The following is a 16625-nucleotide window of genomic DNA, read 5'->3' as shown; positions in this document are numbered from 1 at the left end:
ATCTCCATAAGAGGATGAAAGCGATGCGCGATCGACAAACCCAGGTGGCGCATCTGTCACTTCAGCCGCGCCGATTGGTCCTACCAATCTGGCAATCAGCGCTTGCTTGCTACAGATACTTAACCCGCTGTTAACTCTAGGCAACAGTTACAGCACTATTTTTAACGTTATGTGAGCCGCTGAAAACGTTTTGCTGGTTTGGTAGGACCAATTACCGTTCAGGAAAAGCCTGTTTGTAGCTTTCAGGATGAAAACGCAGGTTCAGGCCGATCAGCATGACCGTTACGCACCCCTGCAACAGCCAGATAGAGGAAAAGTGGCCCGTAAGTTCATGCAATTGCCCGGCAAGAAACGGCATACTGCCCGCGATAATAAAGCCGACGCCCTGCATGAATGCCACCAGACGCGCCCCGGCCTGAGGATGCGCCAGGTGGTCCAGCGCCAGCACCAGGGCAAGGGGAAATGCGCCGCCCAGGCCAACGCCTGCTATCCCTGCCCATAGCCAGGCTGGGTAGAGCGGTGCCACCAGCAGGCCTGTTAACCCGCAGAGCTGAAGTGCCAGCGTCAGCAGAAGCAGCGGTCGCCTGTCCGCCCCCCGCACCAGCAGGGGAAACACCAGGGCACCGGCAACCTGACAGGCAATCATCACGCCCAGCAGGCCGCCGCCCGCCTGCGCGCTCCAGCCCTGTTGATGATAAAAATCCGGCAGCCAGGCCACACAGATGGCGTAGCCGCCGTTTACTAACCCAAAGCTCAGCGCCAGCGTCCATGCGCGCGTATTGCGCCAGACCGAGGGCATAACGGCTGATGTCTGCCGGGACGGGGACGCCGCAGGGATCCGCCACCACAGCATGACGGCCAGCAGCGCAGGCACACTCCAGCTGCTGAGCGCGCCCTGCCAGCCCAGGTGCGCACTGATCCACGGCGTCAGCGCCGCGCCCAGCCCACCGCCGCCCATTAGCGCCGCCGCCCATAGCCCGGTGATCATGGCGCTGCGCTGCGTAAAGCGCTGACGGATCAACCCCGGCATGGCCATTTGTACAATCCCGATGCCGATACCGCCAGGAACCGTGCTCCACACCAGCCAGGCGCCTTGCGCGATAAAAAACCGGCTGGCCAGCGCCAGTACTAACAGCGCCAGCCCGCTACACAGCAGCCTACGCAGCGGGATACGTTGCAGCAGCGGCGCGCTCACTAAGGCTATTGCCCCCATCATCATCATGGGAATCGCGGGCAGAAGTGAGGCCGCCAGCGAAGATAATCCAATACTTTCCCGCAGCTGCTCCAGCAGTGGACTAACGGATGTCATCAGTGGCCGCATGTTCAGTCCGGCCAGTATCAGGGCGGCAATCATCAATAAAGGGTCTTTTTTCATGGGGGATCCTGGAATTAAACGTTGTCAGCCTGACAGCAGCGATTACTATTTGGAAATGAAATAACAGCATGACAGGCAGTGGAAAAATGAATCGCCAGCCCATGTTTACGCCCCAACAGCTGCTGAGCTTTGTTGCCGTATGCGAAACCACCAGCTTTACCCGCGCCGCCGAACGGGTGCACCTGTCGCAATCGACGGTCAGCCAACAGGTGCGACGGCTGGAAGAGATGGTCGGTAAAACGCTGCTGGCACGCTCGTCCCACCAGGTGCAGATCACAGAAGAAGGCGAAAAACTGCTGGGCTATGCCCGCCGGATCATTGCCCTTAACGGTGAAGCCCACGATGTGCTGAGCGATAAGTGGCGCGATGGCATCCTGCGCCTTGGCGTTCCGGAAGACTTCGCCGCCCCCACAGCGGGACTGCTGGCGCGGTTTAGCCGCGAACATCCGCACCTGCGGCTGGATGTCATGAGCGGAATGCAGGTGGAACTGTGGCGCGCCTGGCAACGGGAAGAGCTGGATATCATGCTGATCAAGCAGCCTTACGGTGAGCGCCCACTGGCTTCGCGCCCGGAGCCGCTGCTGTGGCTGGACAGCGCCGCGCATCCCTGCTTCGAGCAGTCTCCGGTTCCGCTGGTGTTGTTTCCGCAACTAGGGCTGTACCGGGAGGAGATCTGCCAGACGCTGGATTTACTCGGTCGCAGCTGGCGAATTGGGTACAGCAGTGCCAGCCTGGTGGCACTCTCCGCCGCCAGCGCCCAGGGCTTAGGGATAACGCTGCTGCCGGCCAGCTGTCGCTTACCTTCGCATCGGGTTCTGGATAGCCAACAGGGTTTACCGGTGATTGATACGTTTGAGCTGGCACTGTTTTGTCGTCAGCCTGAGGATGGGCTGCAGCGCCAGCTGGCGAATGCCCTGGCCGACTTCGCCGGTCTGAACTGGCAGTGATTTTTTAAATAGCAGGCAGTGGAAAACAACCCAGCAGAGAAAGCCGCAGTTTGTCAGATTAAAGACTCACTCACTTTCGCAGGAGTCGCTGATGCAGACCGCTTTGCCCACCAGCCGCCGCCGCTTTCTCCGCCAGGGGGTTCGCTTGACCGCCGCCAGCAGTATGATCATGGCCGGAATGACCGCCCCGGGCATGGCCGCCAATCGCAGCGCACCGCCCGCGTCCTCTGGCAAAGCTTTGCCGCAAACCGCTCACTACGTTTTACATAATGTAGTGCTTGAAGAGGGCTTCGGACGTGACGGTGACGAGATTGTTGAGACGAAAACGGCGCGCTACGACATCACACTTCGCGATGGTCGATTTCATCAGATCAGTCCGGCCGGACAAGGTGACCGTTCACTGCCGTTTTGGGATGCGCAAGGTGCGCTGCTGCTGCCGTCTACGCAGGATATGCACATCCATCTCGACAAAACCTTTTACGGCGGCCCCTGGCAGGCACCGCGGCCGCGTAAAGGCAAAACGATTATGGACATGATTGCCCGCGAACAGGTGCTGATTCCACAGCTGCTGCCCACCTCTCAGGCCCGGGCCGAAGGGCTTATCGCCCTGCTGAACGCCATGGGCACGACCCGGGCGCGCAGCCATTGTAATATCGATCCGGTCAGCGGCCTGCAAAGCCTGGAACATCTGCAGGCCGCGCTGGCAAACCATCCCGATTTCCCCTGTGAGATTGTCGCCTTCCCCCAGCATGGATTGCTGCATTCTCAGGTTGATGGGCTGATGCGCGAGGCCATGCAATCTGGCGTGCAGTATGTTGGCGGACTCGATCCTACCCATGTGGATGGCGCGATGGAAAAATCCCTGGATGCCATGTTCCAGATTGCGCTCGACTACCAGCGCGGTGTCGATATCCACCTGCATGAAACCTCTGCTGCTGGCGTGCAGGCGATTCGCTACATGATTAAGACCGTGCAGAATAATCCCTCGTTACGCGGTAAGGTCACCCTCAGTCATGGTTTTGCGCTGGCAACCCTACAGGGCGCAGAGTTGGACAAGATGATTGCCGATCTGGCCGAGCAGCAGTTCAGCATTGCCTCCACGCTGCCCATCGGCAAGCTGACCATGCCCGTGCCACAGTTGCAGGCGGCAGGGGTAAACGTCATGACGGGCACCGACAGCGTGATCGATCACTGGTCGCCATTTGGCACCGGCAGCATGCTGGAAAAGGCCAATTTATATGCCCAGCTGTACGGGGGATCGGATGAATTCTCTTTAAGCCGCGCGCTGGCGATTGCGACTGATGGCGTGCTTCCGCTTTCTGCCAGCGGCGAACGCCAGTGGCCGCGCATCGGCGACAGCGCCAACATGATGCTGGTTGAGGCCAGTTGTTCGGCGGAAGCGGTGGCACGGATTTCGCCCGTGATAGCGAGTTTCTCGCGGGGTAAACCGCAGTTTGTGCGACAGCAGGTTTAACGCAGATGCGCCTCACTTCACGCAACGGCGCTAAAGTGAGGCGCGGACATCTCAGGCACAGCGATGTTAAGCCCGGCCAGCCTCCCTCTTTTTCGACATTAACTCCATCGCCAGCGCATAGAGCGGCGCGCCGTCAGGGGCAACAGGATCGTCTTCTGCATAACATCCGATCATAGAGGCAACTTTATCTGCCGATAAGGTTTCGCCATAAAGATGGAGCGTCAGGACAGCACGACCAACGATTTTTAGTACGTCTTCATGCAAGATCTGCGGGATATTATTCAATGAAAAAACCCTCTGCCAGTGGTTATATCGATCTATGTCGCTCAATATAAAGGAGTTACTCAATGATTTTTACAGGGGCTGAAGCCAATACTTTTACATTACTAATGCTATTTATCCTGTAAAAAAAACGGGCTTCACCGGTTAACTCAATATTCGCTCTTATAAACAAAAGATTATGAATTTATTAACGTTGTCAGACGGTTATCGAACCCGATCCTGGCGAATGTATTCCGCTGTCATTCATTAAAATAATCCACCTAACGCACATCATCTTCAGTTTATTCTTAAAAAAACTCGCGTGAAATGGATATTATTTATTCATAAGGTTAACGTTGCCGTTGCGCACGCTTTCTGACAGACTTGCGCACGCAATGATGCCCCCCACTTTTAGCCGCAGAGGCCGCACCCGTGACCGCTTTTTCCTCGCTTAATTCTCTTCCCGACAGCCAGCTCGATAACCTGCGCGAAATGGGCTATACCAGCATGACGCCGGTTCAGGCCGCCACGCTGCCCGCGATTTTAGACGGACGCGACGTGCGTGCGCAGGCCAAAACCGGCAGCGGTAAAACCGCCGCATTTGGTATTGGGTTGCTGCAGCATATCGACAGCGCTCACTTTCAGACGCAGGCGCTGATTTTATGCCCGACCCGGGAACTGGCCGATCAGGTCAGTAACGTCCTGCGGCAGTTAGCCCGCTTCACGCGCAACATTAAAATCTTAACCTTATGTGGCGGCCAGCCTATGAGCGCCCAGCGCGATTCGCTGGTGCATGCGCCTCATATCGTGGTCGGCACACCGGGCCGTATTCTGGATCACATTAAGCGTGAGACGCTGAAGCTGGAGAGCCTGCGTACGCTTGTACTGGACGAAGCCGATCGCATGCTGGAAATGGGCTTCCGCGACGATATGGAAACGATTATCGCTGCCACGCCAGCATCACGTCAGACGCTGCTGTTTTCCGCGACCTGGCCGGAAGGCATTGCCGCCCTGAGCCAGCGCTTTCAGCGTGAGGCGCTGAGCGTGGTCACGGAAGAAGTGAGTGAACTCCCTGCTATCGAGCAGCAGTTTATTGAAGCCAGCCACGGTGAAAAGCTGTCTCTGCTGATCAGTCTGCTCAGCGAACGCCAGCCCTCTTCCTGCGTGGTGTTCTGTAATACCAAGCGGGAGTGCGATGATATTGCGGCTGCGCTCAATGCACGCGATATCAGCGCCCTGCCCCTGCATGGCGATCTGGAACAACGCGATCGCGAACGGGTGCTGATCCGTTTTGCCAACGGCAGCGGCCGCGTATTAGTCGCAACCGATGTTGCGGCCCGTGGGCTGGACATCAAGTTGCTGTCGCTGGTGGTAAACTATCAGCTGGCCTGGGATCCGGAAGTGCACCTGCATCGCATTGGCCGCACCGCGCGCGCTGGCGAACAGGGCGCAGCGGTGAGCTTTGTCGCTGCAGACGAAATGGCACGCGCTCATGCTCTTGAAGACTTCCTGCAACAGAAGCTGCCCTGGGTTGCGGCCAGTTCGTTAAAGAAAAGCAGTAAAGCGTTACCGGCCGCCATGATGACGCTCTGCATTGATGGCGGGCGTAAAGCCAAAATCCGCCCCGGCGATATCCTGGGGGCACTGACGGGCGAAGCGGGTTACCGGGCTGACCAAATCGGTAAAATCGATCTCACCGCGACTCATGCATATGTGGCGATAGAAGCGGCCCAGGCTAAGCACGCACTGGTCAAGCTCAAGCAGGGTAAAATTAAAGGCAAGACCTGCCGCGCAGTCCTGTTAAAAGATTAAAAAAAAGGGCGAGACTCACTCTCGCCCACGCTTTTATGGCTCATCTATCCGCGTCACGTGCAGCGTTGTTTTGTCGCCTTTCCCCTGCACCTTGCCACTCACTCGCACTTTGTCATTAGCGGTATAGGTTTTACCACCGAACGTTTTTTCCGGCGCGATGAGGGTCACATGGCCGGTATCGTCACGAAACTGATAATTATCGCCCTTTAATTTTTTAACGATATAGCCTTCCAGCGTGACGTAACCGCCCTGGCGGAAGTCACGGATCTGATCGATGTGGGTTTGCCCGGTATCTTCCGATCCTTTGTAGCCCGCATCCTGTTTGCTCTGCGGCGGCGGCGTATCGCCTGTCTTAAAACCACCTTGCTCTGCATATGCACCAGACGTTGCCATGGCTAACAAGGCGGCCAGTAATACTTTTTTCATCTCGTACTCCTTTAAGGGAAGGTGTCCATGTTGAATAGTCACTGTTAAGCCTGGCACAAGAATATGCTGCCGTTAGATTTTCCCCTCTCACCTTTTTGCACTTGCTGCCGATAACTTCATCACAACCCTTTTCACCTGCTGCGCTGATGCTGAGGCAACAATGGATAATTTTCAGAAAGAGATCGACGAGAGAGCAAATCTCGCGTTATCGAACAAATTTGAGCTGCTGCTGTTTCGCCTGGGCTCTGACCAGTTAAAAGGTAAATCAGAGCTGTTTGGTATCAACGTATTTAAACTGCGTGAAATTGTACCGATGCCGCCGATTACCAAAGCCGCAGGCATGCGTTCGCCGTTGCTCGGCATGGCCAGTATCCGCGGACAGTTTATTCCGGTGATTGATTTACCGGCTGTCGCAGGCTGTGTTCCAGAAACGGGACTTAACCTGCTGCTGGTGACCGAGTACGCGCGAAACACCCAGGCGTTTGCCGTCGAGTCTGTCGAAAACATCGTGCGCCTTAACTGGAGCCAGGTGCATACCGCTGAAGCCGGTATCGGTGGCCGTAATATCACCAGTATCGCCTGCCTTGATGACGATGAACAAAAAAGCAATCTGGCCATGGTGCTGGACGTTGAGCAAATTTTGTATGACATCATCCCGTCTGTGCGCGGCGTTGAGCCGGAAGCCCCGAAAGAGCGTCAGTTCAAAATGAAGCCGGGTTCAGTGGCGATTGTGGCGGAAGATTCTAAAGTTGCCCGTCAACTGCTGGAGCAAGGCCTGAAGAGCATGGGTATTCCCGCCATCATGTGCAACACCGGCCTGGAAGCATGGGAAAAAATCAAAGAGATGCATCAGCAGGCTCAGGCCCAGGGTGAATCCATTCACGACAAGATTGCGCTGGTGTTAACCGATCTGGAAATGCCAGAAATGGACGGCTTTACGCTGACACGCAATATCAAGCGTGATACGACGCTGCGCCATATTCCTGTGGTGATCCACTCCTCGCTTTCTGGCAGCGCAAACGAAGATCACGTGCGCAAAGTCGGTGCCGATGGCTATGTGGCGAAGTTCGAACTGAACGAACTGTCTGACGTGATTTTTAAAGCAATGGAAGCCGCGAGCTAAGACGTAACGGGCAGCTTATCCCTGCCCAGTAAGGCTTGATATCCACCACTCGAGAATATAAGAATGCATAGTGAAACGCTTCCCGTCATCCGTAAGTCACTGTTTCGTGGTCGTGGCCGTCAGCTGAGCTGGATTGCAGCGATCGCTTTCTGCCTGCTGTTCTGGGGCGGCGTGCTTGCCCTGATGGTTTAGTCAATAGCAGCGGAACGTTGTCGGAAGGGAAACAAAAAAGGCTGCCAGTGGCAGCCTTTTATTACGGTAAATGCAACAACGCTATAGAACTCTTTAGCCTTTTCAGAGCGCCTGAGGCTGGCTCTGAGCTGCAATCCTTGTCGCGTTAATTTGAACAACGACCGTTTTGCAAAAAATGCATTTCGCTCCATGCGGGTTGGCTCTTGTCACATCGAAATGTGATGTACGGTACTGCGAGCCACTACAGTGAGGACATTTAAAACGCGTAATTTTCAGTCCTTAGAGACCAACAACGTTCGCAGCAGCTGGGCCTTTAGCACCATTTTCTACTGTAAACTCAACTTGTTGACCTTCATCTAATGAACGGAAATCTGTGCCCTGAATTGCAGAGAAATGTACGAATACATCTTTGCTGCCGTCCTGAGGAGAGATGAAACCGAAGCCTTTCTCAGCGTTGAACCATTTAACGGTACCGCGGATTTTGTTAGACATGTTTAATTCCTTAATAATAGAGCCTTCCGGCGTAATGGCCTGAGAACAGATTTTAATCAGAACGTAAGAGAAGACTCAAAAAGAAGGAATGTCTCGCGACAGGCTTAGAGATGAGAACTGCTTTGGTTACTTACTTTGATAGTGTCTGTTAATCAAACCGACGATTCATTAGGTCATATCCTGCTGATGCATGCAAGGGTTATTTTAAAATAGTTGCGAGTGGGCCAGATGAACGTCATGCGCAGAAATCTGGCCCGTTCATCTGTTACGGTTTGCGAATATGCACGTGGTGCCCCTGCTCGCCTGCCGCCAGATCGTCGCGCAAAGTAAGATCCGGTATCCTGTAATCGCCGTCGTTTTGCCGATAATAGGCGACAGGTTCGGTCACAAACAGATTATCCAGACGCTCGCCCAGCTCTGCACACAGTGCTGCAAAGCGCGCGCTGTCGGTGCGGCCGGTGCGATAAAGCGTGAAAGGCGGCAGCACGTCAAAACCGGGATAAAACAAGATGCCATGCTGAATGGGGAACAGAATGTCATCGATATGGCCATTGATGCCGCGTGGGCTGTAGTGGGATTCCCATCCGCCCATCGTGACAACCAGCATCGCACGCTTCCCTGCCAGCGTTCCTTCGCCATAGCGGTCGCCCCAGTGCGTATCTGAGTGCTCCCCCACGCCATAGGCAAAGCCGCAGGCGTAAACACGATCGATCCAGCCTTTCATGATTGCCGGCATGGAAAACCACCAGAGCGGAAACTGTAGAATTACCGCATCGGCCCACAACAGTTTTTCCTGTTCCTGGACAATATCTTCACTCTGGAAGCCGCCTTCAAAAGCCTGGGTGGATTCAAAAGAGGGATCAAAGCGTTCGGCATTCTGGCGATGCTGCGTATCAGCGGGCGATACGCGCGCCTCCCAGTTCATGGCATAGAGATCGGAAACGCGCACCTGATGACCCAACTGCTCCAGGTGGCTGACGGAGAAACGCGCCAGCGCGCCGTTAAGGGAATGGGGTTCAGGATGGGCAACAACGATTAACACATTCATAAAATCACCTGCTTTGATGGGAATCTGAGATGTAGCCTGCATCCGAATGTGCTATCAGTAAAAGTAAATGAATGGATATTCACTATAGGCAAGACTGATACCATGAAACCCGATCTCAACCTGTTAATGACTCTGAATGTGCTGTTACAGGAAAACAGCGTGAGCCGGACCGCGCAGCGGCTAAATCTTTCTCAACCTTCTGTCAGTGCCCGGCTTGAGCGCCTGCGTGAGTGGTTTAACGATCCTCTGCTGATCCCGGTATCTCATGGCATGCGCCCCACCGCGCGCGCCGAGGCGTTACGCCTTTCGCTTGAGCAACTGAGCGGCATGATCGATGAGGTGATTGCTGCGCCAGGCCCGTTTGTCCCTGCCGACGCCGTTCAGGAGTGGCGCGTGGCCGCCACGGATTACGGCGCACAGACGGCACTGGTTCCCCTGATGGCAGCATTACGTCAGGAAGCACCGGGCACCCGGCTCGCCATTCTGGATATGAAACCCGCGTTGATCGCGCAGCAGTTGGAAAAAGGCACGGTCGATCTGGTGCTTCATTTGCGTGACGGCGTGCCAGACGGGCTGCATATCCGCCCGCTATTTCAGGAGCGTTATGTGGTGGCAGGACGTCAGGGTCATCCCGCCCTGCATTCTGATATCACCGCCGAAGCACTTTGCGCGCTGGAGCATGTAGTGGTATCGCCCGACGGCGGCGGCTTTCGCGGTGTGACGGATTCGGTACTGGAAACAGCGGGATTGCGTCGTCGTGTCGTACTGTCCGTGCCCCATTTTTTGTTAATGGGCAGCGTACTAAGCACGACCGATCTGGTGGCACTGATGCCGGAGAGAGTGGCGGCGATGATGCCGGGATTGATGACCGTGAAGCCCCCGATGGCGATTCCGGGCTTTGAACTGGTGATGCTGTGGCATGAGCGATCGCACCGGGATTTGGGGCATCGGTGGTTGAGGGAAAGGGTGGTGGGGATGTTCTAGAATGGGTGTTGGGATGGTGGGGTTTTTTGTTGGTGCTGAGTTTACATAGTGCTGAACTTTTAACAACGATGCCGCTTTGGTATTCTTCTGCAAAGTCATATATAAGAGATGTTACGGCTCGCTCGGTTCGGGGGCTTGAGATAAAAATTTTTGGGTTTTAGCCAATTTTTTAAATATAATCAAACTGCTCGCCCGCCGCTAAAAATTTCAATTTGAATATATAAACATGCTCCGTGAGATTACTTTAACAACGAAATTGACGTTCGAAAAATATAATCAACCATAGCGTTACCCGAAACATTTAGAAGCAATCAATTCTTCAGACAGATAAACACTCTAAAGCGTAAGCGAACTTCATTAAGTATTTATCCGCCTTCGTCAAGAAAAACCAGCCTAAAACTCAAAAAAAATCATAAGATGGCTTAACGCCTAATCCATTCAATGGAAATCGACAGCACCCTTATTAATAAAATCCATTTATGAAAAAAATCAACCCACATGGTGAGTAATTAAATCAACATTGAACTCTTTTAATGCCACCTGAAATTTAGATAAAAAATCATCAACTTCTTTCGGCGGTAAAAACTTAAAAAAAACTTGAATACAGAATTTACTTTTCCCACATGCAGCAGGAAATAACTCTATCATTTGCCCACTAATAATAAATTTCAAGTAAGCATTTACTTTATCTTGAAGCAAAAGCAAATGCTCATTAACACCTTCCCCCCATGATAAATGATCTGTAATACCCAAAAGTACTAACTCATCATCTTCATTCGATGTGTTGATAAAGTCGATCTTATTTATTTCTTCAATTGACATAGCTACTCCCGTTTACTTTCTGGCCTAATAATTATCACCTGAGTTGGCGGGATTTTAGTGCCTCCCTCAAAGCCGGGTTTGCCTGCCTCCACTATAATGCCACCATTTTTCTCTAGGTCAGGAGAACCGATCTTTTGATTCTATGTTAATGGTGCAGTTGATAAAGATTTACATTCGATGCAAGAAAGCCCACCATTCCCATCCCTCGTCATAATATCACCCCTGACGTTTGTGCCACTGCCTGTTTTGATTGTAATCTCACGTGCCGATTCTGGTTGTCCCTTTGAGTATTTATTATACATTTCATCTTAGAATGATTTGCCCTTTTGCGTAAGGACTGATAAAAAAAACGGCTTGTTAAGTTCGGCATTTGCATTTTTATAGAGCACCATTTCATTAAAGGCCCATTTATGATCAACTCTCTTTTCTTTGAAAAACACTATAACCCTGGCCTAGAATAATTTTTTCTGGGCAGTCAATTCTTTTTATAATAGTTTCTATATCAAAATCGTCTTCAAAATCAGCCATGACCTCTGCTTCAATTATAGAGATATTCTCTTTATCATCATCTTTAATTTCCCCATCAATAAAAAAATACAGCAATATTTTATTTTCATAAATATCTACAGCTATGTTTCTCATATTTTCAGCAACAGCACCAAGAAGAGCCGATTGCATTGATAACTTTAACCTTTTTATATATTCATAGTTATTTTTCATCATAATCTCCCGTTCATGGACGCGCTGGCACTATATGAGTACCATCCTTACCATAATGAACAATTCCTTTTGTCGTCGGCACAGATAAACCCGTATCTTTATCGACAAAAGTGCCGATAGTCTTGCCAAAATCAATTCGTTCTTTAGAACCAGCCAAACCCACTACTACCTTCCCGACCTGCTGTCCTGTTCCCAATTGAGGCAACAAAGATTTTGGGTCAGCCGTTAAGATACTAAGTTGACTTCCTGATGAAGCGGCTGCAGTTTTATACTCATTGGTGCCGGGGATGTGTTTATTCTGCTGACCTTTATTAATAGTAATAACCTTACCGCCAGATGCCAGTACATTTCCTGAATCATCTACTATCCCGGTTTTCATCGGATTTATAGGGATAACTTTTACCGGGCGATTGCCATGTTCCCACGGCAATTCCTCATCATCATCTCCCAGCGCATTATTCTCAGCCGCATTTTTCCCCGCCTGAGCGCCCGCTATTGCTCCTGACGCACTGCCGTCTGCCAGACCGCCAGCAAGCCCCGCTGCCAGCGTTCCGAGTGCGCTGATGGTTTGCTTCTACTCTTCATTCAAATTCGTCCGCGCGATACCCGGATACATCTCCTGAGCGATAAATTCGCCCAGCGCTGCCCCACAGGCACCTGACAGCACACTGTTGCCCTGCGCCTGTGCGATTACAGCCCCCGCAACCGCATGCGCCATCAGATTTGCTGCGGTATTCACCACTTCCTTGCCGTCAGGGCCTGTTGTGGTGGTATTTTTGTGGATCAGTTCGGCGAGGTAAGGGGCGGATGCGCCAGCCAGTGCCGCTTTAAAATCTCCGCCTGCCAGTCCCTGCACTGCTGCGGTGGCCGCCTGAATCCCCCGCTGTAATGAACTTCCGGTACCGGAGTCAGCGATTGCTTTTTTGTACTCAGTTGTGGCTTTAGGCTCTCAATGTAGGCATTACGTACTTTTTCAGACGCGCCTTCAGGTGCGGGGCCTTTTACCTTCTGGGCTTCCTTCAGCGCACCAATCTCGCCCTGCGTACGAGCAATATCCGCCACCTGACTGCCAATCTCGCCAATCATATGCGCGGTCTGCAGTCGCTGCTGTTCTTTCTCTTTGTTAAAGATCGGGCTGATGCTGTCGTTGGCATGCGCCGTGTCACGACTCAGCGTGGCGGTATCCTGCTTTTGATTAGCCTGATCGCGCACCACTATCGTACCGTTAGCCACAGCTGACTGGGTAGTCCCTTCAGCATGGCCCTTATCGCCAGTACTTGCCAGCATGGTGTTTGCCATATTACCGGCAAACTGACCGCACAGACTGGCACACGAAATCATGCCAATGCACGCCTTAACCCAAATATGATTTTAAAAATATTCCCTTAACTAAAATGCACTCTCTTGAGCCTTTCCCGAATAAAAATAAACATGAAATCCCAAGGTAGTCCCTGGCCGAAGACCATTTGTGGGACGCGATTTATTTATGTTTTCTGATTGAAATATCGAGTAATTATTGGATAAAAATGCGTCAAAATGAGAGAGGAGTTGTCGAAAGGTTAAGGGAACAAAAAGAGATTTAACTGAAATTTTGTGTCAGGGCCAAATAAATTAAAGCCCCTGAAAAAGATACCAGAGGCTAATGAACACCAGCGTTATGCGCAACTCACGCGCTGTGCAGCGGAATCAATCAATAGCCTGTCCTCTGGCTGAATGATATCCAGCACTGCGCCCTGCTGACAGATAAAGGCAATACCGGCCTGCTGAGCAATGATTGCGGCATGTGACAGCGTGCTGCCCTCCCGCAAACAAATGCCTTTTACCAGTTGCGCATCCAGATTAACGACCGCTGACGGAAAGATATCGTCTGCCACGATAATGGCGGGCACGTCTGGTGTCGGCAGCCTGATGTCGCGCCCTTTCAGATGACACAGAGTACGGTACAGTATGTCTTCGATATCAATAAACCGCGCCTGCAAATACGCATCATCCAGATGCTGATATTGCTGGCTTAATTCCATTAGCACCTGATACCAGGCTGATTCAGCGCAACACGAGTCATTACGGATGACCTCACAGGCAGCGTCAAACAGGTCGGGATCGTCCAGCAACGTGTGATGGCCTGAGAAAATAGCCGCCACCGAAGCACCATATTTCTTCTCTGCCAGGGCAGCCAGCGCATTCAGGTCATTGAGCGTATCTACTATCGCCTGCTGCAGCCGCTGCTCTTCCTGCCCGACGTCGCTGCAAGGGTGCCTGGCAGGCTGCGCCAGCGGCAGGGGATAAAACACCGCTTTACCCTGAACCTTTTCGACGGTGGACGCCGATGTTTTTAACGCCATCGACTCGGGATGTTCGCCAAAATCTTCCGCCGCAAGGGATTCAAATGCCGCCAGGGCACGCTCAGCATCGGGCCCACTCGCCGACAAGGTAACGGCGTCATGACAGCGAACCTGAAGCAGAGCAATCTGGTTGAGGCTGTCTGGCTTCACGCACTGCCCCTGTTTCTCTAACACCAAATCAGCGTTCATTCCCGCCAGTGCCGCGACCAGCCGCGAAGCAGGACGAACGTGCAGACCGTGGTGGTTCCTGATGGTGACCGTAACCGAACGCGCGTCCGAATCGGGCGCTTTTGCGGGCAGCGAAGCGGCGTGCGCGGGAGGCGTTATCCCTAACTGGGCCTGTTTCGCCGCCAGCGCATTCATGGCAACGTCAATGACTGTGTCGATGTCCGCCCCCGCCGCCGCGCTAACGGTGGCCGCCAGCGTGCCTTCCACCAACGGTGCTGCACACAGGCGCACTTTTTCAGCAATGACCGGATCGAGCAGATCAAGTGCCGTCTCAGCACTGAGCAGGGCACTTCCCATATCCATCATGACCAGCACATGATCGGTATCCGCGACAGCCTCAATCGCCTCCATCACTTTTATCGGATCCGTGCCGATGGGATGATCAGGATCGTCAATGCCGGCGGCGACCGCGATCCTGCAGTTATCGCCGGTTAACATTTGCCGGGCCAGCATTTCCACGCCCTCGCCTAACATTGCACTGTGTGACACGATCACCAGGTTTACCATTCCTCTCTCCTTACTCCCTGGCGGCGGCGGCCAGCATTTGCATCATGAACATGACCGAGGTTGCACCGGGATCCTGATGACCGATACTGCGCTCACCCAGATAGCTGGCGCGCCCTTTGCGGGCCTGCATGGTGATGGTTGACTGGGCGGCTGACTCCGCCTGTTGGCAGGCGGCATCAAGAGCGGCGGTGAGTGAGACATTCTGCTCACTAGACTGACGCAGTGACGCCACGACCGCGAGCCAGACGTCGCACATGGTTTTATCGCCAGGCTCGGCTTTACCGCGGTTAATGACCCCTTCCGCCCCTTCACGAATCATCTGATACAGCTCTTCCAGCGTCAGGCTCTGATGCGCCTGGGTAACCTGAGCCGCACGAATAAAGAACGTACCAAACAGCGGCCCGCTGGCTCCGCCTACGTTTGAGAGCAGCGTCATACCGGTATTTTTAAGAATAAAGCCGATATCTTTATCTTCGACAGAAGGCAGCTTCTCGACAACTTTACTGAATCCCCGATGCATATTTAACCCGTGATCGGCATCGCCGATTTCACGATCCAGTCCGGTCAAAAAATCACTTTCACGGGTAAAAACTTCACCACAGCGGTAAAGCCAGCTCACAATTTGGGCGCGGGTCAGTGACATATCGATCTCCTTATTGGCCCCAGTTCAGGGCTGGTGTATGGACCGGCGCATCCCACAGCGCCAGGGAATCATCGTCCACGCTCAGCAACGTGATGGAAAAGCCCACCATATCCAGTGAAGTGCAGTAACTGCCTACCAGACTGCGCTCAAGAGTGATCCCCTGCTCTTCACAACGCTGCGCCAGGCGGTTGTACACGCCATATAATTCTGATAGCGGCGTCGCGCCCAGGTTATTGACCAGCGCAATGACTCTGTCGCCGCGTGTTAAAGCCTGCTTGGTGTGCTGCACTTCTTGCCAGCTACCGCTATCGACATCCCAGTGACGCAGCGGGCGGCTGTAGGTGCCATTCTCCAGCAGGGTTTCAAACATCTCATCGACCGTGTTATCCAGCGAAGTAAAGGTGCGGCGATCGATACCCGGCTCACCATGAATCCCAACACCAAACTCCATTTCATTGTCCTGAAGTTCAAACGAGCGCTTTCCTGCGGCGGGAACGGTACAGGCGCCCAGCGCGATGCCAATAGAGTGACCACAGTTATTCAGCTTACGTCCCAGCGCAGCGCAAGCTTCAAGGGAATCGCCCCGCTCTGCGGCAGCGCCAACCAGTTTTTCAATCAGCACGGTATTCGCCACGCCACGACGTCCAGCCGTGTACAGGCTGTCTTTTACGGCGACATCATCATCCACGACTATCGTCGTGACCTTCACGCCGCTTTCATGCAGCAGTTCGGTTGCCGTTTCAAAGTTGAGGATATCGCCGGTGTAGTTTTTAATGATCATCAGTACGCCCTCACCGCCGTCAATTTTCATGGCGCACTCAAACATTTTGTCTGGCGTGGGTGAGGTAAAGATTTCGCCGGGGCAGGCGCCAGACAGCATGCCATGACCAATAAAACCGCAGTGCATCGGCTCATGGCCGCTGCCGCCGCCCGAAAGTAGCGCAACCTTTCCCACTACAGGCGCATCGGCTCGCGTCATGCAGACGGGATCCTGATGAAGCGTCAGTTCAGGATGGGCTTTTGCCAATCCTGCCAGTTGTTCACTCAATACATCTTCCACACGGTTAATCAGCTTTTTCATTCTTTATGCTCCGTTGGATGCGGTTAGCTGTCACTCTGCCTGAGGCAAAGACAACCCGATTACGGGGGGAACGGTGACGGCGGCAGACCGCTCGTCGACGCACTGATTCTCATGGAGTCGACGAGAAAAAAAATGTCAGGATGAAGAG

Annotated in this window: 20 protein-coding genes; 6 read left to right on the top strand and 14 right to left on the bottom strand. The window is 53.1% G+C overall.

All coding sequences use genetic code 11. The features are described 5' to 3' along the window. Window positions 1-211 precede the first annotated feature (211 nt). The gene (locus tag NYE92_RS19650; protein WP_259019371.1) at window positions 212-1375 is read right to left on the bottom strand and encodes a cyanate transporter; all 1164 of its coding nucleotides are present in this window, start codon (window positions 1373-1375) and stop codon (window positions 212-214) included. Window positions 1376-1461: 86 nt separating this feature from the next. Between NYE92_RS19650 and NYE92_RS19645 the strand changes: the two genes are divergently transcribed. Together NYE92_RS19645 and NYE92_RS19640 are read left to right on the top strand one after the other, a co-directional pair. Further along, window positions 1462-2322, top strand: a complete 861-nt coding sequence (locus tag NYE92_RS19645; protein WP_259019512.1) for a LysR family transcriptional regulator — start codon at window positions 1462-1464, stop codon at window positions 2320-2322. Window positions 2323-2413: 91 nt separating this feature from the next. Further along, window positions 2414-3796 carry an amidohydrolase gene (locus tag NYE92_RS19640; RefSeq protein WP_259019370.1) on the top strand — a complete coding sequence of 461 codons (1383 nt, stop codon included), beginning with the start codon at window positions 2414-2416 and terminating at the stop codon, window positions 3794-3796. Window positions 3797-3862: 66 nt separating this feature from the next. Here the strand turns inward: NYE92_RS19640 and NYE92_RS19635 are convergent, their stop codons facing one another. Next, window positions 3863-4081, bottom strand: a complete 219-nt coding sequence (locus tag NYE92_RS19635; protein WP_014606481.1) for a hypothetical protein — start codon at window positions 4079-4081, stop codon at window positions 3863-3865. Between the two features lie 408 nt (window positions 4082-4489). On the opposite strand from NYE92_RS19635, the gene dbpA reads away from it, so the two are divergent. Continuing rightward, window positions 4490-5869 (top strand): ATP-dependent RNA helicase DbpA, encoded by a 1380-nt coding sequence (gene dbpA, locus NYE92_RS19630; RefSeq protein ID WP_013024809.1) that lies wholly within the window; start codon window positions 4490-4492, stop codon window positions 5867-5869. Between the two features lie 33 nt (window positions 5870-5902). On the opposite strand, the gene NYE92_RS19625 is transcribed toward dbpA, so the two are convergent. Further along, window positions 5903-6295 carry a YgiW/YdeI family stress tolerance OB fold protein gene (locus NYE92_RS19625; protein WP_015700873.1) on the bottom strand — a complete coding sequence of 131 codons (393 nt, stop codon included), beginning with the start codon at window positions 6293-6295 and terminating at the stop codon, window positions 5903-5905. Window positions 6296-6455: 160 nt separating this feature from the next. Between NYE92_RS19625 and NYE92_RS19620 the strand changes: the two genes are divergently transcribed. Together NYE92_RS19620 and NYE92_RS19615 are read left to right on the top strand one after the other, a co-directional pair. Beyond that, the gene (locus tag NYE92_RS19620) at window positions 6456-7418 is read left to right on the top strand and encodes a chemotaxis protein (RefSeq protein WP_013024807.1); all 963 of its coding nucleotides are present in this window, start codon (window positions 6456-6458) and stop codon (window positions 7416-7418) included. Between the two features lie 63 nt (window positions 7419-7481). Next, window positions 7482-7610: a hypothetical protein gene (locus NYE92_RS19615; RefSeq protein WP_022622688.1), complete on the top strand. Its 129-nt coding sequence runs from the start codon at window positions 7482-7484 to the stop codon at window positions 7608-7610. Between the two features lie 102 nt (window positions 7611-7712). On the opposite strand, the gene NYE92_RS19610 is transcribed toward NYE92_RS19615, so the two are convergent. From NYE92_RS19610 to NYE92_RS19600, 3 genes are all read right to left on the bottom strand, one after another. Next, window positions 7713-7886 carry a cold-shock protein gene (locus NYE92_RS19610; RefSeq protein WP_085980249.1) on the bottom strand — a complete coding sequence of 58 codons (174 nt, stop codon included), beginning with the start codon at window positions 7884-7886 and terminating at the stop codon, window positions 7713-7715. Window positions 7887-7889: 3 nt separating this feature from the next. After that, entirely contained in the window at window positions 7890-8102 is a 213-nt protein-coding gene (gene cspA, locus NYE92_RS19605) for an RNA chaperone/antiterminator CspA (protein WP_009091867.1), read from the bottom strand. A gap of 265 nt (window positions 8103-8367) precedes the next feature. After that, window positions 8368-9150: an NAD(P)H-dependent oxidoreductase gene (locus NYE92_RS19600; protein WP_165836177.1), complete on the bottom strand. Its 783-nt coding sequence runs from the start codon at window positions 9148-9150 to the stop codon at window positions 8368-8370. Between the two features lie 102 nt (window positions 9151-9252). Between NYE92_RS19600 and NYE92_RS19595 the strand changes: the two genes are divergently transcribed. Beyond that, complete coding sequence (locus NYE92_RS19595; protein WP_259019369.1) at window positions 9253-10134, top strand: LysR family transcriptional regulator; 882 nt, start codon at window positions 9253-9255, stop codon at window positions 10132-10134. A 489-nt stretch (window positions 10135-10623) separates the two neighbouring features. Here the strand turns inward: NYE92_RS19595 and NYE92_RS19590 are convergent, their stop codons facing one another. The 8 genes from NYE92_RS19590 to dhaK form a co-directional block, all read right to left on the bottom strand. Continuing rightward, window positions 10624-10956 (bottom strand): DUF6572 domain-containing protein, encoded by a 333-nt coding sequence (locus NYE92_RS19590; protein WP_105079775.1) that lies wholly within the window; start codon window positions 10954-10956, stop codon window positions 10624-10626. 414 nt (window positions 10957-11370) lie between these two features. After that, window positions 11371-11679: a hypothetical protein gene (locus tag NYE92_RS19585; protein WP_146108908.1), complete on the bottom strand. Its 309-nt coding sequence runs from the start codon at window positions 11677-11679 to the stop codon at window positions 11371-11373. Window positions 11680-11689: 10 nt separating this feature from the next. Next, window positions 11690-12106 (bottom strand): polymorphic toxin type 50 domain-containing protein, encoded by a 417-nt coding sequence (locus NYE92_RS19580; protein ID WP_230957797.1) that lies wholly within the window; start codon window positions 12104-12106, stop codon window positions 11690-11692. Window positions 12107-12250: 144 nt separating this feature from the next. Beyond that, window positions 12251-12415 (bottom strand): hypothetical protein, encoded by a 165-nt coding sequence (locus NYE92_RS23305; RefSeq protein ID WP_374043295.1) that lies wholly within the window; start codon window positions 12413-12415, stop codon window positions 12251-12253. Between the two features lie 44 nt (window positions 12416-12459). Further along, window positions 12460-13017 carry a hypothetical protein gene (locus tag NYE92_RS23300; protein WP_409035022.1) on the bottom strand — a complete coding sequence of 186 codons (558 nt, stop codon included), beginning with the start codon at window positions 13015-13017 and terminating at the stop codon, window positions 12460-12462. Between the two features lie 314 nt (window positions 13018-13331). Further along, complete coding sequence (gene dhaM, locus NYE92_RS19570; protein ID WP_259019368.1) at window positions 13332-14753, bottom strand: dihydroxyacetone kinase phosphoryl donor subunit DhaM; 1422 nt, start codon at window positions 14751-14753, stop codon at window positions 13332-13334. A 10-nt stretch (window positions 14754-14763) separates the two neighbouring features. Further along, a complete protein-coding gene (gene dhaL, locus NYE92_RS19565; RefSeq protein ID WP_013024796.1) occupies window positions 14764-15396 on the bottom strand; it encodes a dihydroxyacetone kinase subunit DhaL in 633 nt (210 codons plus the stop codon). 10 nt (window positions 15397-15406) lie between these two features. After that, complete coding sequence (gene dhaK / locus NYE92_RS19560) at window positions 15407-16477, bottom strand: dihydroxyacetone kinase subunit DhaK (RefSeq protein ID WP_104933197.1); 1071 nt, start codon at window positions 16475-16477, stop codon at window positions 15407-15409. Window positions 16478-16625 lie beyond the last annotated feature (148 nt).

Source organism: Pantoea sp. B566 (assembly GCF_024793925.1).
GTDB classification, from domain to species: Bacteria; Pseudomonadota; Gammaproteobacteria; order Enterobacterales; family Enterobacteriaceae; genus Pantoea; species Pantoea ananatis.
Note: the sequence above shows the minus strand (reverse complement) of the source record. Positions and strands in the feature narration are given on the sequence as shown.